Genomic DNA, 20095 nt, shown 5'->3' on the forward strand with positions numbered 1-20095 from the left:
CGCTGATCACCCCGGAAATCTGGAAAGTTTTGCACGCTGTTTTACACACGATCGAGCATGGAACGCAGTTCGAGGGCGATCTTGCGCGCCTCGTCGATGCTGGTCGCCGGGTAGCTGCCGATGCACTGGTACTGCTTCTTACCGTCCCGCTGGGCGCGGAACGAGAACGTCTTCTTGCCGGTGCGGGTCAGTTCCAGCTTGAGGTCGTTCACCTTGTCGTCGGTGAATTGCCGCGCCTTCTTGGCCGCGTCGAGCATCGCGGCGTCGAGAGCGTTCAGGGTGCGGGGGGTGAAGTTGAAGGTCGAGGGCGTAACGCCTGCTGCTTGCTTGGCCATGATTGTTCCTTGCGTCTGGTAGGTAGGGGCCGTCGCGCAATGGGGCGACGACCGGCGACCCGACCGGCAGGCCGAAATCGCTAATGGGCTGTTCTTGTCTCCTAACGAAAAATGGAAACGGCCAACGGAGTCCGGAAAAAGCCCGGATGTACGGGCTTTTCGGGGCATGGCGTGGCGGTCGTCTCTGTAGTCCGTCGCTCGCCGACGCGCCGGCGGACAGGGGGTGTCCATCGCGTTCTGCGGCAACGGGTGCGATGCGGGCGGGAGAAACGGGGGAGTCGGGAGGCTGCGAAGTGGCCGGGGGATCGCCGGTCACTGCCGGCGGTCAGCCGCCGGGATGGGCTAGCGTTTGGGGCAGAGCAGTACCAGCACGTCGAGCAGCGCCTCGATCTCGGCGTCACGCTTGCTGTAGCCCGCGTCGTGCTGGCGGATGGCAGCGCGTTCTTCCCAGGCCTCGGCGAGGTCAGGCGGTAACGAAGAGACGAGCAGAGCGACCCGTGGATCGTCGGCGTCAGGTGGCGTGGGGGAGTTGGGGGTAAGCATGAGGGGTCTCCAGAAACGACAAAGCCGCCGGCTTCGGGAGAAACCGACGGCGATGTGAGGTAGAACGGGGGATTCGGGGGAAGCGGGAAAGTGTCTAGGTCAAGGGTGGTTGCTGGCTGACGTAGGCGGCGCACAGCTCGAGCAGATTGGCGTCGATGCCCGGCGCTTTCGGTGTCACCAGACTGATGCCGCAACCATCGTCCGAGAAACAGACGTAGGTTTCGAAGCACGGCCCCCAGTCGGTGGTCCACTCGCCGAGCGCCAGGCAGCCATGCCCTGGCTGACTCGATGGCACACGGCTTCGATGCTGTCACCGGGTTCAACCAGCAGCAGGAACTCGCCCTCCGGGTCGTACGGGACGTTCGATGTTCGCCAGCGTTCGAGGCAGGCGGCAAGGGCATCCCGTAGCGGTGGAGGAAGGTCGACCAGTTCCGCTTCAGTGTGCAGGGCACGCATCGTCGGCCTCGTCGTGGCGGGTGCGACCCCGGCCCCGGCGTGGCAAGCCGGGTGCCGGTGTGTCCAAGGGAAGGATGTCGGCGAGCAGGGTGCCGGGAAGCTCGGCTGGTTCGCCGGGTTGGCGAAGCATGTCGGCTGCCCACGCAGGCCAATCGCCGGTGACGTGGTGCTGGTACAGCTTGCCCTCGACAGGGCCAAGCAGCCCTTCGGCCCGCAGCAGACAGCAGAGAAAGCCTTGGTTGTTCTGCGAGCGCCCCCGGTAACAGGAACGGAACACGCGAGAGGGTACGGGCGAACCCGGTGGCAGGGCGTCGGCCACTGCTTGGACGCGGCTGAACGGGATCGCCTCGGGGCTGAAGTTGCCCCCGCTTTCGTTCCGCGTCAGTCGCAGCAGCAAGACTTGACGAGCGGTGTCGGCCAGCACTTCGTAGTGGATCGAGCCGCCGGCATTCTGGCCGAGCTTGGGGGCGGTGGCTGCCTTCAGGCGGAGGAGCGAGATGGTCGGCTCCGGGTTGGTGTTTGCGATGGTGTTGGTCATGATGTCCTCGAAAGACAAAAGCCCCAAGGCGTTGGCCTTGGGGCTGCTGAAGTGGGAAGGGATGGGCTACTTGGTGCGGCCTGACGGCTGGCTGGTCAGTTCGCGGACGACGGCGCTGACGACGAGGCAGGCAAGGGTCTCGATGGTGGGGGCAAGGACAAGGGGGATCATGGTTTCTCCAGGTTGGGTTCAGAAACCCAGCGTGCGAGTGCCGTCGCTGGGCTTGAGCGGTCGGTGACCAAGAGAATGACATCTGGTTGACGGCCGGGGCTGTCGCGGCAGTCGAGAAACGGAAGCGGGGGATATGGGCGAAACGGGAGAGAGATGCTGCGGCCGCCCGATTCCCCCGTTTCTCCCGTGTCGAAAACGGAAGTTGCTGGGTGTCGAGGGGGGCGGAACAGCGACCGACGGACCGGGGATCGACCGGACGACGGACTAGAAAAGCAAAAAGCCCGCAAGGATGCGGGCTAAGTGCTTGAATTCTCTGGTGGGGCGCGACAGATTCGAACTGTCGACCTACGGATTAAGAGTCCGCTGCTCTACCAACTGAGCTAGCGCCCCACATGCTCAAAAAGGCTGGTGGGTCGGCCGAGATTCGAACTCGGGACCAACGGATTAAAAGTCCGCTGCTCTACCGACTGAGCTACCGACCCGCCTTAGGGAGGCCGAATTATACACAGACTTCGTGTTTGTGCCTACCTTTTGCGCTTGCTGCAGTTTGGGAATGTTTCCCGAATCAATTGCACCGATGTATTTTCAGGGAAAACATGTTCACTGTAGAGAAAAATCGACCCAATGCCCAATACGTTGGCAGGCGCTAGCCGTTGCCTGCTGCCGGGTTGCTACGAATGAAGATGAGCGCGCCATGGTCCGACTCTATCGCGCTTTGGTTCGCGTTGGCCGGAGTCAGGTGAAAGTCGCCAGCGCAAACCAGGAGGTCACCAAAGAAGGCGTCTCCGTCAATCATCATGCATTCTTTATTGCCTGCTATCAGGTTGGGGGGCAGGCTGGCTCCGGGTTGTAGCCGGATGAATTTCGACACTGCTTCTCCGTCGTGGCAAAGCGTTTTGCTCTCCACACCATCGGCCAGTATCTCCCAAGTGCCATCGTGCGTGGTTACGGTAACTGCCGGCGCACCGCTGCCGGGGAGCAGCGCGCCAACCAGCTCACCGAGCATGGCGGCTGTGTGCCCAAGTGCTGTGCCGCGCAGATAGGCCACCACGCCTTGTCGGGATGTAATTCGACCGTGCCGGCTTCCCTCCGGTGACATATGGTAGTCGCCGGGTCCTAGCTCCATGCCGTCTATCTGGAAACCACCGGATAGGACAATGCCTTCCTCCAGTGATGAATGGCGATGCGTCGGCAGGGCTGCGCCAGCCTGCAACTCGATCAGGACCGAATTGCTGTTTGGCCCATTCCAGAGAGTTTTAACCCGCACTCCCGATTTCACGTTGCGCCACGCACCATCACGTGCCCGGACGGTAATTGTCCCGGCTTCGGCCAAGTGACTTTTTGCTGCCCGTGAAAGCAGGCGACTGCGCAGATTTTGCCGGTTGGATGTCGGCATGTCGCCACTGGTCAGTGCCTCGCAAATCAACTGATTGAGTTCCGTATCAGTGTTGTTTTGGTGGTTGAGGGGTGTTTTCATGGCATCACCATCGTCATGCCCGGGATCAGGGTTTCTCGCAACCGGCCCAGGGCTCGCCGGATGTGCGATTTGACAGTTCCCAGCGGCAAGCCGGTATGAACTGCAATCTCTTCGTGGCTTAATCCACGGAAAAATGCCAGTGCAACAAGCTGACGTGGCAAGGGATCAAGCCCGGCGAGTGCTGAATGCAATTGGTTGCCGATTTCAGTCGCAGCCAGCAAGTCTTCGGGGCCATCTGCCAAATCAGGTTCGCTTTCGCCCGCATCGTCAGTGCATTGTGCAGGATCACGTCGCCGGAGCGCATCGAGTGCGCGACTTCGGGCGATGGTCAACATCCAGGCTACGGCAGTGCCGCGAGCCGGATCGAAACGGGGTGCCTGGCGCCAGATTTGCCAAAAGGTATCCTCGGCTACCTCTTCGGCGGTCTGGGCATTTCGAGTAATGCGCAAGGCTAGTCCGTAAACGCGCCCGATCATGACTTCATAGAGGTTACCTAAAGCGGCTTCATCACGATTGACGATCAGGGCAATCCAGGCGCACAAGGCAGGCTCGTTCGCACGGTTGGCGGCGTAGGCAGCATTGCCGGTCGACGAACTGGTGGGGGGCACCGAGGTTTCATCGTTATCGCAAATATCGTCCATGCCGTGCTGCCAGGGATCGGGCAGGGTGTCGCTGTCATCGTGTTCAGCCAGTGAGTTCATCTTTGCTTGCCAGTATCCGAGCCGATTCCAATGGGGGTGAGTTGCCGCAAATAGGCAATGATGTCTGTCCTGTCTCTGGCATCCGCGACTGAATATCCCATTCGCTGGCCTGGGATCAAACTTTCCGGGTTGCTGAGCCAAGCATCCAGTGTCTCGCTGTTCCATATAATTGTGGCACGTTGCAGTGCTGGAGAGTAGAGAAAGCCCGGGACGCTCCCGGCTCGGCGGCCAAGTACGCCGCGGTGGTGCGGCCCGGTCCGATCAGCGTCCAGACCATGACAGGCGCTGCAACGCTGTTCGTAGAGGAGCTCACCGCGCCCGGCATCCTGTGCTGCTGCGGGCGCAGCCGCAGTCAGCGCCAGATATGCCGGGATCAGGTAGCGCGCCGCCCCCAGTCGCACATCAGGCACCAAAACTTAATGCGGCCACTGGCACAGGCTTGCCGAGTGCGTTGGATAGCAGCGTCCAGTGCATGGTTTCATCCGCTGCCAGTCGAGCAGCAATCTTGGCCAGGTCATGCGATGCGAAGGCGGGTATGACGCCAATGTAGGCATTGGCCGCACCCATCTCCAGTCGGGCGGCGAGCGTCAGCACATCGGCCTGGTTTTTCAGTCCGCCAGCACCGAGAGCCGTCGCATAGTCAGCGTTCGATTTTGTGGCGACTGGCTTGCCACCCATCTTCTCGATCGTTGCCGCCAGTGCGTCGCGATGGCCTTTGTGGTGGCTCTGGAAGAGCACGGCCGTTTCCAGCACAGGCTTTTGCAACAGGCCACTTTCGGCGCCCAATTGATAGGCGGCGATGGCTTCATGCTCCAATCCGAGGGCGACATTCAGGATGCCGACATCGGAGCTCATGTCGCCGCCCGCGGCAAGGGCTAGGCGCGAGTTGCCGGCCAGCATGGCGACCGCTGCCCCTGACAGCATCAGGCCGGAGCTGCGGCCCATAAAGGTGCGGCGCGAGCTGTCTTGAAGTTCATTGACACGAATCAACATGATCATTCCTTTCGTTTGTTGAGGTAGCAATCTTTCGCTGTGGGGCGTCGTTATCCGTCTGTTGGTACGATTCAGGCGACTCCTGAGCTTTACTACGCAGCCTCAATGCATCCGGATGCAGATTTTCGTGGGTTACGAAAATTATTCGGTGGCGACCCACTTCGGTTTTGCTCGCAACGGATATGCGATTAGAATTATGCGGAACACAAAATCGCCTGATCGCCGGCGCCGCAGTGAATTTTTCAAGGGGAGCACGATGACCGAACACGATATTTCACGATACCAGGATATTTTGATCACGACGGCGACTGACGTCGGCTTGAAGATGCTCGCTGCCATTGCCTTCTGGGTGATTGGTCGCTGGCTGATTGGTATGGCGCTCCGCATGTTGCGTTCCACGCTGGAAAAGCAAAAAGTGGATCCGACCCTGTTGCGCTACATTGGGTCGATTGTGACCGTCACCTTGAACGTCCTCTTGGTGATCGGCATCCTCGGCTATTTCGGCATTCAGACCACGACGTTTGCCGCGTTGATTGCGGCGGGTGGTGTTGCTATCGGCATGGCTTGGTCAGGCTTGCTGGCGCACTTTGCGGCGGGCGCTTTCATGGTGGTGCTGCGCCCGATGAAGGTCGGCGATTTTGTCTCGGTGGCCGGGGTGACGGGGACAGTGGTGGAACTCGGATTGTTTACGACCACGATCAATACGCCGGACAACGTGCAGACCATCATTGGTAACAACAAGGTGTTCAGCGAAACAATCCAGAATTTCACGGTCAATCCGTTTCGCCGAGTGGATCTGAAGTGCCAGTTGTCAGGGGCTGCCGATCATCAGGCGGCCATGGTTTTGCTGCGCGAGAAAATTGCGGCGATTCCGAATGTGCTGCCCGAGCCGAAGGTTGACGTGGAGATTCTCGATTTCACGCTGGTTGGCCCGGTACTGGCCGTGCGGCCGTATTGCCACAACGACAATTACTGGCAGGTCTATTTCGACACCAACAAGGTGTTGCGTGAAGCGCTGGCGGCAGCCGGGTTCCCGTCACCCATGCCGGCGCAGAATGTGATCATTACGCAAGCCGCCTGATACTTTCCCACGGTCAACGGCAAAAAACCGCGAAATTCGGAATTTCGCGGTTTTTTGCCGTTGACCGTGGAGGTTTGAATTAACCCAGGCGTCGGCAGATCTCGGTGGTCAGCGCTGACTGATTCATCGAATAAAAATGCAGGCCGGGGGCGCCGCCCTTGATCAGGCGTTCGCACAGTTCAGTGACCACATCGAGGCCGAAGGCGCGGATGGCGTCGGTGTCATCGCCGAAGCTCTCGAATTTCTTGCGCATCCAACGTGGGATTTCGGCACCGCAGGCGTCCGAGAAGCGGGCCAGCTTGGTGAAACCGGCGATCGGCATGATGCCGGGAATGATCGGTATGTCGACACCTCGTGCCCTGGCTTCATCAACGAAGTAGAAGTAGGCATCAGGATTGTAGAAGTATTGCGTGATGGCCGAATTGGCACCGGCCTTGACCTTGCGGACGAAGGCATCCATGTCGTCTTTCGGGCTCCGCGCCTGCGGGTGCCATTCCGGATAGGCGGCCACTTCGATGCTGAACCAGTCACCGGTTTCGGCGCGGATGAATTCGACCAGTTCGTTGGCATAGCGGAACTCGCCGGTTTCAGCCATGTCGGAGGGCAGGTCGCCACGCAGCGCAACGGTGCGCTTGATGCCGGCGGCCTTGTATTCGCCGAGAATTTCGCGAATGCTGTCGCGGCTGGAGCCGATGCAGGAGAGGTGGGGGGCGGCGTCGAAGCCTTCGGCTGCAATTTCTTTGACCACGCTGAAGGTGCGCTCACGCGTCGAGCCGCCGGCACCGTAGGTAACCGAGAAGAACTCGGGTTTCAGTTTGGCCAGTTCGGCGCGGACGGTGCGCAGCTTTTCGACGCCTTCAGGCGTTTGCGGCGGGAAGAATTCGATGGAGATTTCTGTATTCATTTGTTTAGCCAGATAAAAAATTCGCGGTTGCCATCACCGCCGGTAATTGGACTGTCGAACCAGTCTCTTACGGTCAACCCGAAATTTCGGGCAAATTCAAAATATTTTGCTTCAAGCTCACGATAGCAGGCCGGGTTGCGCACAATGCCGCCTTTGCCGATATTGGCCGCACCAACCTCGAACTGCGGTTTGATCAGCAGCAGCAGATCGCCATGCTCGACCAGCAGCGCCGGCAGCTGCGGCAAAATCAGGGTCATCGAGATGAAGGAAACGTCGCCGACGATCAGGTCGAACCCAGCGGCTGGCAGTGCCGTGCCCAGATCTGCGGCGGTCAGCGCCCGGCAGTTGATGCCTTCCAGCGCAATGACACGCGGATCGGCCTTGAGCTTGGTGGCCAGCTGGCCATGGCCGACATCGACACCGATGACCTGTTGCGCACCTGCTTGCAGTAGGCAGTCGGTAAAGCCGCCGGTGGATTGGCCGACATCGAGACAAATTTTTCCGGTCACGACAAGGCCTGTTTTTGCCAGTGCCCCCCCGAGCTTGAGCCCGCCGCGCGAAGCAAAGCGGTCATCGTCATCAGGCTCGATATGCAATGGGCTGTCCGGTGCCAGTTCGTGGGCCGGCTTGAGCAGAGGGGCACCGTTCAACGAGACGCGACCGGCGGCGATCATGCGCTGGGCGGCCGTGCGTGAGGGCGCCAGGCCCCGGCTGACGAGCAGACTGTCGAGCCGGGACATTCCGTGGCGTTCTATGATGGCGCGTTCCGGCGTGGGGTCAGGTGGCGTGGCCGGGCGGCTGCTGCGCCGGTGGAAGGAGTTCATCGACAAAGGTGAAACGACCTATTTTTTTGTGACCTTGATGCACTCGACCGGGTGCTCGTAAACATCTTTGCGCTTGTCGTAGAGCGGAATGGTGGTGCCGCTCAGGCGATTGCTTTCGAGGTCTTTCAGATCGACGTCGGCGACGACAATCTGTTCGAGATTGAGCGTACCTTCGGCCGCGATGCCGTCGCGGGCAAAGGGGAAATCGGATGGCGTAATGATGCTCGCCTGCCCGTAGTGCATGCCGAGGCCCTCAACCGGCAGATTGCCGACGGTGCTGGTCATGGCGACGAACACCTGGTTTTCGATGGCGCGGGCGTGACAGCAGTAGCGCACGCGCAGGAAGCCCTGGCGGTCGTCCGTGCATGAGGGAACAAAGAGGATGTCGGCGCCGGCTTCACAGACCATGCGCGCCAACTCGGGGAATTCGATGTCGTAGCAGATGAGGATGGCAATTTTGCCAAACGGGGTGTCGAAGAGGCGCAGCTGGTCGCCGGCGTCGGTATTCCATTTTTCGCGCTCCCAGCGCGTGCGGTGGATTTTGTCCTGCTCGAATATTTCGCCGCCAGGGGTGAAGTAATAAGCCGTGTTGAGGAGCCGGCCATCTTCCTTGACCGTGGGGTGGGTGCCGCCGATGAGATGGACGTTCCATTGCGCGGCCAGTTCCTGCATCAGGTCCTTGTAGCGCTTGGTGTAGTCATTCATGTTGCGGACTGAGGCGCGAACATCGCTGGTGTCCATGAACGACAGCAACTGGGTAGTCAGGATTTCTGGCAGCAGGACAAACTGAGGCTTGTAGTCGCCAGCTGCCTTCATGATGAAGCGAACCTGATTTTCAAAGCCCGACCAGTCATGGATGGGACGGAGCAGGTATTGAACAGCGGCTATTCGAACGATCATGGGATGATTTTCCTTGGGATGATGGTTGGAAATTTCAGGTTGTAGTCCGGATTGAGCCAGACAATCAGGGCGGCATTGCCACAGGATTCGTTATCCTCGGGAATGTAGTTTTCCATGATCCGGCAATAGCTGAAGCCTTCCTTGATTTGAAAGCTCAGGACGGGATCGGTGAGATCCCCCCAGACGACTTTCTGCGCATAAAACTCGGCGCTGATTTCATCCACATAATGGTGGTAGCCGGGTAGCCGGCCACAAGCGATGATGCGCTTTAGATTCATGGCACGGCACAGCGCCCGTCGTCCTTCGTAAAGCAAATGCCCGATGCCCTCGCCACGCAGTGTCGGATCGACGAATATTTCCGCCCCATAGAGCGTTCGCCCGTGCGGGTTGTGATTGGCGAAGGTGCCGGCGCCGGTGATCTCTTTCCAGTTGTGCGATTCTGACCAGTCGTCCCAGAGGACAATCAGTGAGCTGGCGCATCCGACCAGGCCATTTTCGTTTTCGGCGACGATCTGGCCTTGGGGAAATACAGAAAGTTGCTCCTGAAGTTTGTGTGAACTCCAGGGTGGGATGTCGGGATAGACGCGCGCCTGCAAGGCGATGAGTTTCGGCAGGTCATCCGGTTGCGTATGGCGTATCTGGATGTTACTCATGCAGAATCTCCTGTTGTTCGCTTTAAACCGGCAAGCCGAAAGTGGCTTGCCGGGCGGAGCATGTGCCTGATCAGTAGCGGTAGTGTTCAGTCTTGTACGGGCCTTCCTTCGGTACGCTGATATAGGCGGCCTGCTCGTCAGTCAGCTCTGACAACTGGGCATTCAGTGTCTTCAACTGCAGGCGGGCGACCTTTTCGTCCAGGTGCTTGGGCAGGGTGTAGACGCCGACCGGGTACTTGTTCGAACCCTTGACCGCTTCCGTCCACAGTTCGATCTGGGCGATCGTCTGGTTGGCGAACGACGAAGACATGACGTAGGACGGGTGGCCGGTACCGCAGCCGAGGTTCACCAGGCGACCCTTGGCGAGCAGGATGATGCGCTTGCCGTCCGGGAAGATCACGTGGTCGACCTGCGGCTTGATTTCTTCCCACTGGTACTTCTCGATCGAAGCGACGTCGATTTCGTTGTCGAAGTGACCGATGTTGCAGACGATGGCGTTGTTCTTCATCGCGGCCATGTGGTCATGGGTGATGACGTGGAAGTTGCCGGTCGTGGTGACGAAGATGTCGGCCTTGTCGGCGGCGAATTCCGTGGTGACGACGCGGTAGCCTTCCATGGCGGCTTGCAAGGCACAGATCGGATCAATTTCAGTGACCCAGACTTGGGCAGACAGCGCGCGCATGGCTTGGGCGCAGCCCTTGCCCACGTCGCCGTAACCGATGATGACGGCGACCTTGCCCGCGATCATCACGTCGGTGGCGCGCTTGATGCCGTCGACCAGCGATTCGCGGCAACCATAGAGGTTGTCGAACTTGGACTTGGTCACCGAGTCATTGACGTTGATGCCCGGGAACTTGAGTTCGCCACGCTGATGCATCTGGTACAGGCGATGCACGCCGGTGGTGGTTTCTTCGGTGACGCCCTTGATGGCGGCCAGACGCACGGAGTACCAGGTCGGATCAATGGCCAGCTTGGCCTTGATGGCGGCGAAGAGGATCGTTTCTTCTTCGGAACCTGGCTTGGCAACAACCGAGATGTCCTTTTCGGCACGGGCGCCGAGGTGCAGCAACAGGGTGGCATCGCCGCCGTCGTCGAGGATCATGTTCGAATAGCCACCGTCGGCCCATTCGAAGATGCGGTGGGTGTAATCCCAGTAATCGACCAGGGTTTCGCCCTTGATCGCGAAGACCGGGATGTTCTGCGCGGCGATGGCGGCGGCAGCGTGATCCTGCGTCGAGAAGATATTGCACGAAGCCCAGCGGACTTCGGCGCCGAGCGCGGTTAGCGTCTCGATCAGTACGGCGGTCTGGATGGTCATGTGCAGCGAACCGGTGATGCGGGCGCCCTTGAGCGGTTGGGTCTTCGCGAATTCTTCGCGAATGGCCATCAGGCCCGGCATCTCGGTTTCAGCAATGAGAATTTCCTTGCGACCCCAGTCGGCAAGGTTGATGTCGGCGATAACGCAGTCTTTGAATTCAGCCACAGTAAGCTCCTGATGAACTGTGGCCGGGAGGGATGCTCACCCGGCATCCCGTGCCCGGCACGGATTAAATGGGTGAGCGCAGTTTCAAACCGAGCCTGAGGGAGTGGTTTCAAAAACCAAGCCCCTGCAGCGCCCCTCGGTAGGTTAAGGATTATAAACCGATTTCATGCCTTGTCGCCGGCCCAGTAGCGGTCTACATCCTTGATTCCCCATTTGGCGGCATCGTCGCGCCCCGCGATTTTCTCGGGGCTGCGTGCCAGGTCAATGGTTTCTGGCTTGATGTAGGCATTCGACTTGGTTGAGAAAAACACCTTCACCTTGGGCTTTAGTAGGGATTGATCGCCTTGTTCGATCACCACGCCCAGTTTGCCGGACTCAAGACGAACGAACGAACCGATCGGGTAAATACCCAAACTTTTGACGAAAGCCTGGAAGACAGTCGGATCAAAATGCCCCTTCCATTCCGCCATCCGCTTGATCGATTCGGCAGGGTCCCAGCCGGCTTTATAGGGTCGGTTCGAGGTCACTGCGTCATAGACGTCGCATACCGCGCCCATCTTGGCGTAGAGGCTCATCGTCTCGCCATTCAGACCCTTCGGATAGCCGCTGCCATCAATCTTTTCGTGATGGTGCAGGCAAACGTCCTTGGTCATCTCGCTGATGCCTTTGCCTTCTAGCAGGAGTTTGTAACCTTCTTCCGGATGCGTCTTGACCAGCGCAAACTCCTCGTCGGTCAGCTTGCCCGGCTTGTTCAATATTTCAATCGGAATCATCGCCTTGCCGAGGTCGTGCAGCAGGCCAGCCATCCCGGCGTCGCGGGTTTGCTGCTCGTCCAGGCCGAGTTGCCGGGAGAGCGCGATCATCAGTGCGCAAACCGCCACGGAGTGCATATAGGTGTAGTCGTCAGCAACTTTCAAGCGAGCCAGGCTGATCAACGCACCCGGATTACGCATGACGGAATTGGATATCTCTTCGACCAGCGGTGCCGCCGCTTCGGCCTCAATGGCCTTGCCCATGCGCGCTTCCTGAAACATGGAGACAACGGCTTCCTTGCCCTTGGCGCAGATTTTCGCGGCGCGTCTGATCTCATCGTTGAAGCCGGTTTTTTCCTGGACTGCAGGCGGCGCATACGGTACTGATTCAGCGGTGACGATTTCGATCGCGGTGTCTGTTGCGAGGGCGGCTGTTTCAGTATCCAGCCCCTTGGCAATGTTTATCCAGACTTCCTTGATCGGGCTTTCAAGAATCAGCGCAATATCCTTGGCGTTATTCAGTACGAACTTGTTTCGCCAGAACGGATGCTCGAGCCAAGCACCGCAGAAGGCCTCCAAGTGCATGCCCAAGCGTATTTGCTCGACAGGGATTTTTTTAAGCATATTTGGAAATTTTACCAAAAAAAGGGAGCCGGCTGGCTCCCTTTTTGTGGCGATTTCCGTGCCTTACAGGCCAGCGTCAGATTTCAAGAGGTTGGCGCGATCGGTCGCTTCCCAGCTGAATTCCGGCTCGTCGCGGCCAAAATGGCCGTACGCGGCAGTTTTCTGATAAATCGGACGAAGCAGGTCGAGCATATTGACGATGCCCTTAGGGCGCAGGTCGAAGTGCTTGCGAACCAGCGCGGTGAGGGTTTCGTTGCTCACCTTGCCGGTGCCGTAGGTCTCGACCATGATCGACGTCGGTTCTGCAACGCCGATCGCATAGGATACCTGGACCAGGCAGCGTGAGGCCAGACCGGCGGCGACAATGTTCTTTGCAACGTAACGGGTGGCGTAGGCGGCAGAGCGGTCGACCTTGGACGGATCCTTGCCGGAGAAGGCGCCTCCACCGTGTGGGGCGGCACCGCCGTAGGTGTCAACAATGATCTTGCGGCCGGTCAGGCCGCAGTCGCCTTGCGGACCGCCGACGACAAAACGGCCGGTCGGATTGACCAAGTACTTGATGTCGCCCTTGATCAGCTCCTTCGGCAGCACGGGTTTGATGATTTGCTCGATGGTGGCTTCGCGCAGGTCTTCCAGACTGATGTCCGGCGAGTGCTGGGTCGAAAGGACGACGGTGTCGATCGAGTCAGGTTTGCCATCTACGTAGCGGATGGTGACTTGGGACTTGGCGTCCGGGCGTGCCCACGGCAGACGGCCGTCTTTGCGCAGCATGGCCTGACGTTCGACCAGGCGGTGCGACAGGTAGATCGGCAGCGGCATCAGCGATGGGGTTTCGTCGCAGGCGTAGCCAAACATCAGTCCCTGATCGCCGGCGCCCTGACCAAGGTTGTCGTCGTAGGCAGCATTGACGCCCTGGGCGATGTCCGGGCTCTGCTTGTCGTAGGCGACGAGCACGGCGCAACCCTTGTAGTCGATGCCGTAGTCGGTGTTGTCGTAGCCGATGCGCTTGATGGTGTCACGGGCAACTTGAATGTAATCAACGTTGGCGTTGGTGGTGATTTCACCAGCCAGCACGACGAGACCGGTGTTACAGAGGGTTTCGGCAGCAACGCGGGAGTGCTTGTCCTGCGCCAGAATGGCGTCGAGGATAGCGTCGGAAATCTGGTCGGCAACCTTGTCCGGATGGCCTTCGCCGACTGATTCGGATGTGAAGAAATATTCGCTCATGCGAAGCTCCAATGGTCCTTTGTCCGGCGTTACCGGCTTCGGACCACGAGCAGGTGACGCTTTAGCAGAATTTATTAGTCGCCCCGCAAGTTGTCTGTTTAACTCGGCGAACGGATAATATTAAACTTTTCTCAGGGGGATTCAACCCCCGGGGCCTCATGGTTTTCATTTTTCGCCTTCTTTCCTTCTTGCCTCTGAGTATTCTGCATCTGTTGGGTGCAGGACTTGGGCGCCTGACTTATTGGTTGTCGCCGACTTATCGTCGTCACTTGCGGGAAAATCTCGCCCAGGCCGGGTTGGCACCTGCCTTGCGCGGCAAGGTGGCGGCTGAAACCGGCAAGCAGATGCTGGAACTGGCTCGCATCTGGATGCGTCCGCTGGAAGAGGCTGTTCCGCTGGTGGTCGACGTAGTGGGTTGGGCGCATGTCGAGGCAGCGCAGCAAGCCGGCAAGGGGATCGTTTTCCTGACGCCGCATTTGGGCTGCTTTGAAATTACCGCTCAATACCTTTCTTCATTTGGCGACATCACGGTGTTGTACCGTGCACCCAAATCGGCCGTGGCGCAGGAGCTGATTCTGACTGGACGCAAACGGGCGCACTTGCATCTGGCACCTGCCGACTTGTCCGGTGTGCGTTCATTGATCAAGGCGCTCAAAAGGGGCGAGATGGTGGGCATGCTGCCGGATCAGGCGCCGAAGACCGGTGAAGGAGCATGGCTCAAATTTTTCGGACGTTATGCCTATACGATGACGCTGGCGGCTCGCCTGACAGAAACCGGAGCGGCGTCGTTGTTGACGTGGGGCGAACGCCTGCCTGGCGGGCGGGGATACCGCGTGCATTTCCAGCCACCCCAGAATCCGTTGGCGGGTTCCACGGTCGACCGGGCGCAGCAGATAAATTCGGAAATTGAGCTGCTTATTCAGCAATGCCCGACGCAATATCTATGGGGCTATAACCGATACAAACGACCCGGTGGCGCCGAGCTGCCGCCCGCGGAGTGATTGGCTGGTGAAGCAATTTTTGACATACATTCTGGTTGGTTTTTTATGGCTCCTTCATTGGTTGCCGTTGCCAGTCTTGCGCGCCCTGGGTTGGGGGCTGGGGCGTTTGCTCCACAAATTCGGGCGCGAGCGTCGGAATGTGGCGCTGACTAACCTGCGGCTGTGTTTTCCCAACAAAACAGAGGCTGAGCGGGAAGCGTTGGCGCGTCAGCATTTTGTGGCGTTCGCCCGAGCAGTTTTGGATCGTACTCTGGGCTGGTGGGCTTCGAAGGAACGGTTGGAACGCATCATCCGGATCCATGGTGTCGAAAACCTGACCGATCCCGACGGCCGTCCCATCATTCTGCTTTCACCGCATTTTGTTGGGCTGGATGCCGGTGCGACGCGAATCTCGATGTACGTTGTGGGCTGCAGCGTGTTCTCGAACCAGAAAAATCCGGTCCTCAACAAGTTGCTTTATGATGGGCGTATGCGTTTTAACGAGGCGGTATTGCTGTCCCGCCAGGATGGCATGCGGAAAATCGTCAAAGCCATGAAGGACGGACATCCTTTTTATTACCTTCCCGATATGGATTTTGGTCCCAAAGAGTCAATCTTCGTGCCTTTCTTTGGCGTTCAGGCGGCAACCATACCTGCCCTGTCGCGCCTGGTCCGTTTGACCGGCGCCCGGGTTGTTGCCTGCATCACGCGGCAGGTGCCCGACGGCTACGAGGTGGAGGTGATGCCACCCTGGGAAAACTTCCCGGGCGAAAGCGTCGAGGCAGATACCGAATTCATGAACCAATTTATCGAAACCCAGGTGCTGCGCATGCCGGAGCAGTACTTCTGGTTGCACAAGCGCTTCAAAACCCGGCCATCCGGAGAACAGAGGTTTTACAAATGAACACCCTGAATATTGAAATCCGTCCCGTGACGCCGCCCGATGTGCCGGCGATTTCAAGCCTGGCCCGCGAAATCTGGCAGGCTTCCTACCCAGGCATCATCACTCAGGAGCAGATCGATTTCATGCTGGAGCAGCGCTATGGTCATGAGCGCCTCTACGACGATCTTGAGGATCTGCACAAATGGCTTGATCAGGCCTTTTTGGGTGATCGCCGGGTTGGCTTTGCCTTCAGCGAAATTTACAAGGGCGAGTTCAAGCTGGACAAGCTGTATATCCATCCTGACGTACAGCGCCAAGGGGTCGGCGGCCAACTGATCGCTCACGTTGCCGAACGTGCGAAGCGCGAGGGTTACCCTTGCGTGATTCTGGCGGTCAACAAGCGCAACGAGAAGGCCATCGGTTCGTACAAGAAATACGGCTTTGTGGTTCGTGAGGCCATTGTCGACGATATTGGTCGCGGTTACGTGATGGACGATTTCGTGATGGAGAAGAAGCTTTAAGATTTTGAGGCAACTATCTGTCTCTGCTATCCTTTTCATATTCATCCAGTGGAGCGGTGCGTGAAACTCAAATTCTCGAAGATGCATGGTCTGGGCAACGATTTTGTCGTTCTCGACGGTATCGGCCAGCAGATTTCTTTGACACCGGAACAGCTGTGTTATCTGGCAGATCGCCACTTCGGTGTTGGCTGTGACCAGATTTTGCTGGTCGAGAAAGCGACGCAGGAAGGCATCGATTTCCGCTACCGTATTTTCAACGCCGACGGCGGTGAGGTGGAGCAGTGCGGCAATGGCGCACGCTGCTTTGTGCGCTTTGTCCACGACCAAGGGCTGACCGACAAGCGTGAGATTCGCGTCGAAACGATGAAGGGCATCATCGCGCCCCGCCTTGAAGGCGATGGCAATATCACCGTCGACATGGGCATTCCCCGGTTTTTGCCGGCCGAAATTCCTTTTGTTGCAGACGATGATGTCATCGTACACATGCTTGACGTGGCTGACGAAACGCTGGAAACCAGTGTTGTTTCGATGGGAAATCCGCATGCCGTGCAGGTGGTCGATAGCGTCGATACGGCGCCGGTCGGCGAGCAAGGGCCGTTGATCGAAAAGCACCCGCGCTTCCCGCAGCGTGTCAATGCGGGGTTCATGCAGATTGTTGATCGGCACGCCATCAAATTACGTGTTTACGAACGCGGTTCGGGTGAAACGATGGCTTGCGGCACTGGCGCTTGCGCGGCGGTCGTGGCCGGCATTCGGCGCGGCCTACTTGATTCGCCGGTGCGCGTGACGACACGCGGCGGCGATCTGAATATTACCTGGAGTGGCCCGGCGCGACCGGTTTTGATGACCGGCCCGGCAGTCACGGTATTTACTGGAGAAATTGAATTATGAGCGCCATGTTTCCCGATGAGATCGCGGATTACCTGAAGAACAATCCGGGTTTCTTCGAAAAGTACGCTGATTTGATGGCGACGATTTTCGTGCCGCATCCGCATGGTGGCCATACTGTTTCGCTGGCCGAGCGGCAGATGCTGACGCTGCGCGACAAGAACCGGGCGACCGAAAGCAAGCTGGCCGAGTTGATCGCGTTTGGCGAGGAAAACGACCAGATTAGCGAGAAAGTGCATCGTCTGGCGGTGGCATTGGTCGCTGCTGAAACTTTCCAGGCGGTGATTCACTTACTCAATTTTCATCTGCGCGATGATTTCTCCGTGCCGCATGTTGCCTTGCGCCTGTGGGACAAGCCGGAAGGTATCGAGGATCTGCCGGAATTCGCTGCGGTCAGCGAAGAATTGCAGGTTTTCGCCGAAACCCTGGCCCGGCCGTATTGTGGGTCGACGGCCGGCTTCGGCACCAATTCGTGGTTCGGTGAGCATGCTTCGCACATTCGATCACAGGCTCTGATTGCCTTGCGCAATGGCGGTGGCACCATCGGCATGATTGCGCTGGGTAGTGAGGAAGCGCAGCGTTTTTACGCCGACATGGGTACGCTGTATCTCGAGCGCCTCGGTGAAATGGTGTCTGCGGCGTTGGCGAGAGTGACCAAGAGCGTATTGTGACCACGCAAGCGACGCTGGACGCGAATTTGGCTGCTTATCTGGCCGAACTTGCCGATCAGCGTCGGGTTTCACCGCACACCGTTTCAAACTACCGCCGTGATCTGCAAAAACTGCTGACGGTGATGGGCGAAATCCCGCTTAACGGTTTGCAGGTCCATCACATTCGTCGATTTGTCGCCCAAATGCACGGGCAGGGCTTGTCCGGCCGTTCGCTGGCCCGCCTGCTGTCGGCCTGGCGTGGCTTCTTTGGCTGGCTCGGCGAACGCGGATTGGTCAAGGCCAATCCTTGCGATGGCATCAAGGCGCCAAAATCGCCCCGCTTGTTGCCGAAAGCGCTGTCGGTAGACGAAACCGCCCGTTTGCTGGCGCTGGTCGACGATGATGACTTGGTGCAGACTGCGCGTGATCTCGCCATGTTCGAGCTGTTTTATTCCTCGGGTTTGCGTTTGGCTGAACTGGTGGCGCTCGATTGTGACGCGCTCGACAGCATTGCCCACGAGGGCGAAGTCCGTGTGCTCGGCAAGCGCAGCAAGCTACGAGTGGTGCCGGTGGGCAGCAAGGCGCGGGAGGCTATTGCTGCCTGGGCTGTCGTGCGTGGCGAGTTGGCCAAGCTGGAAGAGCAGGCTTTGTTCGTCGGCCACCGCGGGGCGCGCATCAGTCCGCGCATGGTTGAGGCTCGACTGACTCGGCGGGCGGTGTTGCTGGGTTTGCCGACCCACGTTCATCCACACATGCTGCGCCATTCATTCGCTTCGCATGTCTTGCAGTCCTCCGGTGATCTGCGCGCGGTGCAGGAAATGCTCGGTCACGCCAGTATTGCCTCGACGCAGGTCTACACCCATCTCGACTTCCAGCATCTGGCCAAGGTCTATGATTCGGCCCATCCGCGGGCCAAGCGCTGAGCGATTTCCACGGTCAACCGGAAAAAACAGCCAAAATCCAAGGCTTTAATTGACGAGCTGTTTGCCAGGGCCTATGATTCACGGTTTGAAAAATCGCCGGAATCAAGGAGTTAGTCATGGCCATCAACCGTAACCGCCGTTCTTCCCTGGAACGCCGCTGTATTTCCAAGTCTACCAAGCGTCTGTTCAAGGGCACGGGCAAGACCATGTTCAAGGTCATGTACGCCGCCGAGTGCCATCAGCGTAACCGCAAGGCTCTGGGCGCTTAAGTTTTCACCAGTATTTCGAGCCCCGGTTGCCGCAAGGTGACCGGGGCTTCTTGCTTTATAGTTCAGGAAAAACATGGCTCAGCTGATTCTGCTTCCGGGTAAGGAACGTTCCGCTTTCAAGCATCACCCTTGGTTGTTCGCCGGCTCGGTCGGGCGTCTGGAGGGCAGGGCGCGGCCGGGCGATACGGTCGAGGTGCTGGCCGACAACCTGCGCCCGCTCGGGCGGGCGGCCTATAGCCCCAAGTCGCAGATTCGGGCGCGCTTCTGGACTTTCGATGCTGAAGAGTCCATTGACGACGCTTTTTTCAAGCGCCGCATCGCTGCGGCCGTGGCGCTGCGTCAGGCTTTGCCGGAACTGCGCGGTCAGCAGGGCTTGCGGCTGATCCATGCCGAATCCGACGGCCTCCCCGGCGTTATTGCCGATCAGTATGGCGACACCGTGGTAGTTCAACTGACGTCGGCCGGTGCCGACAAATGGCGTAACGCGATTATTGCCGGGCTGGTCAAGGCGACTGGTTGCGCCCGAGTTTATGAGCGTTCGGATTCCGACGTGCGCGGCCTCGAAGGCCTCGGTCCGATGACTGGCTGGCTGCATGGCGAAGCGCCGACGACACCGCTGTCCATTGATGAAAATGGCGTGCGGCTGGCGATTGACATCGCCGGTGGCCACAAGACCGGGTTCTATCTCGACCAGCGCGAGAACCGTGCCTTGCTGGGTCAGTTGTCGGCAGGCAAGGATGTGCTGAATTGCTTCTGCTACACCGCCGGGTTTTCGCTGCAGGCGCTGGCGGGCGGTGCGGCGAGCGTTTTGTCTATCGACTCCTCCGGGCCGGCTCTGGCGCAAGGTCAGGCCAATCTGGCGCTGAATCCGCAACTGCCATCCGATCGCGCGCAGTGGCAGGAGGCGGATGTCTTCCAGGCCTTGCGCGATTTCCGCAAGGCGGGGCGGACGTTCGACCTGATCGTTCTCGATCCGCCCAAGTTTGCACCGTCGGCGGCGCATGCCGAGCGTGCGGCGAAGGCTTACAAGGACATCAATATTCTCGGCTTCCGTCTGCTCAGACCGAGTGGCTTCTTGATGACCTATTCGTGTTCCGGTGGCGTCGGGCTGGAAATGTTCCAGAAAATCATCGCCGATTCGGCGCTCGATGCCGGGCGCAATGCGCGCATCGTTCGTCGCTTGTCCGGGGCGGCCGATCATCCGGTGGCGTTGAATTTCCCGGAAGGCGAGTATTTGAAGGGTTTGCTGGTCCAGGCTGACTGAGCGCAACTTTGCCATCCAAGCGTAATGCTGCCCTGCTAAACTGACCCGATGCTTC

General features: G+C 58.9%; 24 protein-coding genes, 2 tRNA genes and 1 riboswitch. Of the genes, 9 read left to right on the forward strand and 17 right to left on the reverse strand.

Translation table 11 applies throughout. From position 1 onward, the window contains the following. Positions 1–41: 41 nt before the first annotated feature. The 10 genes from IPJ12_10660 to IPJ12_10705 form a co-directional block, all read right to left on the reverse strand. Positions 42–335 carry a DUF4102 domain-containing protein gene (locus IPJ12_10660; protein ID MBK7647607.1) on the reverse strand — a complete coding sequence of 98 codons (294 nt, stop codon included), beginning with the start codon at positions 333–335 and terminating at the stop codon, positions 42–44. Positions 336–677: 342 nt separating this feature from the next. Next, positions 678–878, reverse strand: a complete 201-nt coding sequence (locus IPJ12_10665) for a hypothetical protein (GenBank protein MBK7647608.1) — start codon at positions 876–878, stop codon at positions 678–680. Between the two features lie 94 nt (positions 879–972). Next, positions 973–1173, reverse strand: a complete 201-nt coding sequence (locus IPJ12_10670; protein MBK7647609.1) for a hypothetical protein — start codon at positions 1171–1173, stop codon at positions 973–975. 141 nt (positions 1174–1314) lie between these two features. Next, positions 1315–1872, reverse strand: a complete 558-nt coding sequence (locus IPJ12_10675; protein ID MBK7647610.1) for a hypothetical protein — start codon at positions 1870–1872, stop codon at positions 1315–1317. 485 nt (positions 1873–2357) lie between these two features. Further along, positions 2358–2433 (reverse strand) — tRNA-Lys (locus IPJ12_10680). A gap of 16 nt (positions 2434–2449) precedes the next feature. After that, a tRNA-Lys gene (locus tag IPJ12_10685) sits at positions 2450–2525 on the reverse strand. Positions 2526–2689: 164 nt separating this feature from the next. Continuing rightward, complete coding sequence (locus IPJ12_10690; GenBank protein MBK7647611.1) at positions 2690–3520, reverse strand: cupin domain-containing protein; 831 nt, start codon at positions 3518–3520, stop codon at positions 2690–2692. After that, complete coding sequence (locus IPJ12_10695; protein MBK7647612.1) at positions 3517–4161, reverse strand: sigma-70 family RNA polymerase sigma factor; 645 nt, start codon at positions 4159–4161, stop codon at positions 3517–3519. The genes IPJ12_10690 and IPJ12_10695 overlap by 4 nt, the downstream gene beginning before the upstream one ends. 56 nt (positions 4162–4217) lie before the next feature. Continuing rightward, positions 4218–4634, reverse strand: coding sequence for a c-type cytochrome (locus IPJ12_10700; protein MBK7647613.1), 417 nt, complete (start codon positions 4632–4634; stop codon positions 4218–4220). Then, complete coding sequence (locus tag IPJ12_10705; GenBank protein ID MBK7647614.1) at positions 4624–5214, reverse strand: ferritin-like domain-containing protein; 591 nt, start codon at positions 5212–5214, stop codon at positions 4624–4626. Before IPJ12_10705 ends, IPJ12_10700 begins: the two co-directional genes overlap by 11 nt. A 256-nt stretch (positions 5215–5470) precedes the next feature. On the opposite strand from IPJ12_10705, the gene IPJ12_10710 reads away from it, so the two are divergent. Next, positions 5471–6295 carry a mechanosensitive ion channel family protein gene (locus IPJ12_10710; GenBank protein MBK7647615.1) on the forward strand — a complete coding sequence of 275 codons (825 nt, stop codon included), beginning with the start codon at positions 5471–5473 and terminating at the stop codon, positions 6293–6295. 79 nt (positions 6296–6374) lie between these two features. On the opposite strand, the gene metF is transcribed toward IPJ12_10710, so the two are convergent. The 7 genes from metF to IPJ12_10745 form a co-directional block, all read right to left on the reverse strand. Continuing rightward, positions 6375–7199: a methylenetetrahydrofolate reductase [NAD(P)H] gene (gene metF, locus IPJ12_10715; protein MBK7647616.1), complete on the reverse strand. Its 825-nt coding sequence runs from the start codon at positions 7197–7199 to the stop codon at positions 6375–6377. Next, on the reverse strand, positions 7196–8023 hold the full coding sequence (locus tag IPJ12_10720; protein MBK7647617.1) for a TlyA family RNA methyltransferase: 828 nt from the start codon (positions 8021–8023) through the stop codon (positions 7196–7198). Before IPJ12_10720 ends, metF begins: the two co-directional genes overlap by 4 nt. Positions 8024–8041: 18 nt before the next feature. Beyond that, entirely contained in the window at positions 8042–8923 is an 882-nt protein-coding gene (locus IPJ12_10725) for a carbon-nitrogen hydrolase family protein (GenBank protein ID MBK7647618.1), read from the reverse strand. After that, positions 8920–9576: a GNAT family N-acetyltransferase gene (locus IPJ12_10730; protein ID MBK7647619.1), complete on the reverse strand. Its 657-nt coding sequence runs from the start codon at positions 9574–9576 to the stop codon at positions 8920–8922. The genes IPJ12_10725 and IPJ12_10730 overlap by 4 nt, the downstream gene beginning before the upstream one ends. A 70-nt stretch (positions 9577–9646) precedes the next feature. Beyond that, positions 9647–11059, reverse strand: coding sequence for an adenosylhomocysteinase (locus tag IPJ12_10735; GenBank protein ID MBK7647620.1), 1413 nt, complete (start codon positions 11057–11059; stop codon positions 9647–9649). Between the two features lie 67 nt (positions 11060–11126). Beyond that, positions 11127–11203: riboswitch (S-adenosyl-L-homocysteine riboswitch) on the reverse strand. Between the two features lie 20 nt (positions 11204–11223). Continuing rightward, the gene (locus IPJ12_10740) at positions 11224–12435 is read right to left on the reverse strand and encodes an HD-GYP domain-containing protein (protein MBK7647621.1); all 1212 of its coding nucleotides are present in this window, start codon (positions 12433–12435) and stop codon (positions 11224–11226) included. Positions 12436–12498: 63 nt separating this feature from the next. After that, complete coding sequence (locus IPJ12_10745; GenBank protein ID MBK7647622.1) at positions 12499–13662, reverse strand: methionine adenosyltransferase; 1164 nt, start codon at positions 13660–13662, stop codon at positions 12499–12501. Positions 13663–13820: 158 nt separating this feature from the next. Here IPJ12_10745 and IPJ12_10750 point away from each other — a divergent pair, with 158 nt between their 5' ends. The 8 genes from IPJ12_10750 to IPJ12_10785 all read left to right on the forward strand — a co-directional run bounded on the left by IPJ12_10750 (position 13821) and on the right by IPJ12_10785 (position 20040). Further along, positions 13821–14663, forward strand: coding sequence for a lysophospholipid acyltransferase family protein (locus IPJ12_10750; protein ID MBK7647623.1), 843 nt, complete (start codon positions 13821–13823; stop codon positions 14661–14663). 19 nt (positions 14664–14682) lie between these two features. Continuing rightward, on the forward strand, positions 14683–15546 hold the full coding sequence (locus IPJ12_10755) for a lipid A biosynthesis acyltransferase (protein ID MBK7647624.1): 864 nt from the start codon (positions 14683–14685) through the stop codon (positions 15544–15546). Then, complete coding sequence (locus IPJ12_10760) at positions 15543–16046, forward strand: GNAT family N-acetyltransferase (GenBank protein MBK7647625.1); 504 nt, start codon at positions 15543–15545, stop codon at positions 16044–16046. The genes IPJ12_10755 and IPJ12_10760 overlap by 4 nt, the downstream gene beginning before the upstream one ends. A 60-nt stretch (positions 16047–16106) precedes the next feature. Continuing rightward, positions 16107–16937, forward strand: a complete 831-nt coding sequence (gene dapF / locus IPJ12_10765) for a diaminopimelate epimerase (protein ID MBK7647626.1) — start codon at positions 16107–16109, stop codon at positions 16935–16937. Positions 16938–16942: 5 nt separating this feature from the next. Beyond that, positions 16943–17605, forward strand: coding sequence for a DUF484 family protein (locus IPJ12_10770; protein MBK7647627.1), 663 nt, complete (start codon positions 16943–16945; stop codon positions 17603–17605). Between the two features lie 14 nt (positions 17606–17619). Then, the gene (xerC, locus tag IPJ12_10775) at positions 17620–18507 is read left to right on the forward strand and encodes a tyrosine recombinase XerC (GenBank protein MBK7647628.1); all 888 of its coding nucleotides are present in this window, start codon (positions 17620–17622) and stop codon (positions 18505–18507) included. A 116-nt stretch (positions 18508–18623) separates the two neighbouring features. Then, complete coding sequence (locus IPJ12_10780; GenBank protein MBK7647629.1) at positions 18624–18776, forward strand: hypothetical protein; 153 nt, start codon at positions 18624–18626, stop codon at positions 18774–18776. 73 nt (positions 18777–18849) lie between these two features. After that, the gene (locus IPJ12_10785; GenBank protein MBK7647630.1) at positions 18850–20040 is read left to right on the forward strand and encodes a class I SAM-dependent rRNA methyltransferase; all 1191 of its coding nucleotides are present in this window, start codon (positions 18850–18852) and stop codon (positions 20038–20040) included. The last annotated feature ends 55 nt before the right edge of the window (positions 20041–20095 follow it).

The organism is Betaproteobacteria bacterium, from assembly GCA_016709965.1.
Taxonomy (GTDB): domain Bacteria; phylum Pseudomonadota; class Gammaproteobacteria; order Burkholderiales; family Rhodocyclaceae; genus Azonexus; species Azonexus amarohabitans.

Excerpts from the sequence above, each read along its gene's own strand:
- IPJ12_10660 (MBK7647607.1), bottom strand. The coding sequence starts at position 335 with ATGGCCAAGCAAGCAGCAGGCGTTACGCCCTCGACCTTCAACTTCACC.
- IPJ12_10665 (MBK7647608.1), bottom strand. The coding sequence starts at position 878 with ATGCTTACCCCCAACTCCCCCACGCCACCTGACGCCGACGATCCACGG.
- IPJ12_10675 (MBK7647610.1), bottom strand. The coding sequence starts at position 1,872 with ATGACCAACACCATCGCAAACACCAACCCGGAGCCGACCATCTCGCTC.
- IPJ12_10690 (MBK7647611.1), bottom strand. The coding sequence starts at position 3,520 with ATGAAAACACCCCTCAACCACCAAAACAACACTGATACGGAACTCAAT.
- IPJ12_10695 (MBK7647612.1), bottom strand. The coding sequence starts at position 4,161 with ATGGACGATATTTGCGATAACGATGAAACCTCGGTGCCCCCCACCAGT.
- IPJ12_10705 (MBK7647614.1), bottom strand. The coding sequence starts at position 5,214 with ATGTTGATTCGTGTCAATGAACTTCAAGACAGCTCGCGCCGCACCTTT.
- IPJ12_10710 (MBK7647615.1), top strand. The coding sequence starts at position 5,471 with ATGACCGAACACGATATTTCACGATACCAGGATATTTTGATCACGACG.
- metF (MBK7647616.1), bottom strand. The coding sequence starts at position 7,199 with ATGAATACAGAAATCTCCATCGAATTCTTCCCGCCGCAAACGCCTGAA.
- IPJ12_10720 (MBK7647617.1), bottom strand. The coding sequence starts at position 8,023 with ATGAACTCCTTCCACCGGCGCAGCAGCCGCCCGGCCACGCCACCTGAC.
- IPJ12_10725 (MBK7647618.1), bottom strand. The coding sequence starts at position 8,923 with ATGATCGTTCGAATAGCCGCTGTTCAATACCTGCTCCGTCCCATCCAT.
- IPJ12_10730 (MBK7647619.1), bottom strand. The coding sequence starts at position 9,576 with ATGAGTAACATCCAGATACGCCATACGCAACCGGATGACCTGCCGAAA.
- IPJ12_10740 (MBK7647621.1), bottom strand. The coding sequence starts at position 12,435 with ATGCTTAAAAAAATCCCTGTCGAGCAAATACGCTTGGGCATGCACTTG.
- IPJ12_10745 (MBK7647622.1), bottom strand. The coding sequence starts at position 13,662 with ATGAGCGAATATTTCTTCACATCCGAATCAGTCGGCGAAGGCCATCCG.
- IPJ12_10750 (MBK7647623.1), top strand. The coding sequence starts at position 13,821 with ATGGTTTTCATTTTTCGCCTTCTTTCCTTCTTGCCTCTGAGTATTCTG.
- IPJ12_10760 (MBK7647625.1), top strand. The coding sequence starts at position 15,543 with ATGAACACCCTGAATATTGAAATCCGTCCCGTGACGCCGCCCGATGTG.
- IPJ12_10770 (MBK7647627.1), top strand. The coding sequence starts at position 16,943 with ATGTTTCCCGATGAGATCGCGGATTACCTGAAGAACAATCCGGGTTTC.
- IPJ12_10780 (MBK7647629.1), top strand. The coding sequence starts at position 18,624 with ATGGCCATCAACCGTAACCGCCGTTCTTCCCTGGAACGCCGCTGTATT.
- IPJ12_10785 (MBK7647630.1), top strand. The coding sequence starts at position 18,850 with ATGGCTCAGCTGATTCTGCTTCCGGGTAAGGAACGTTCCGCTTTCAAG.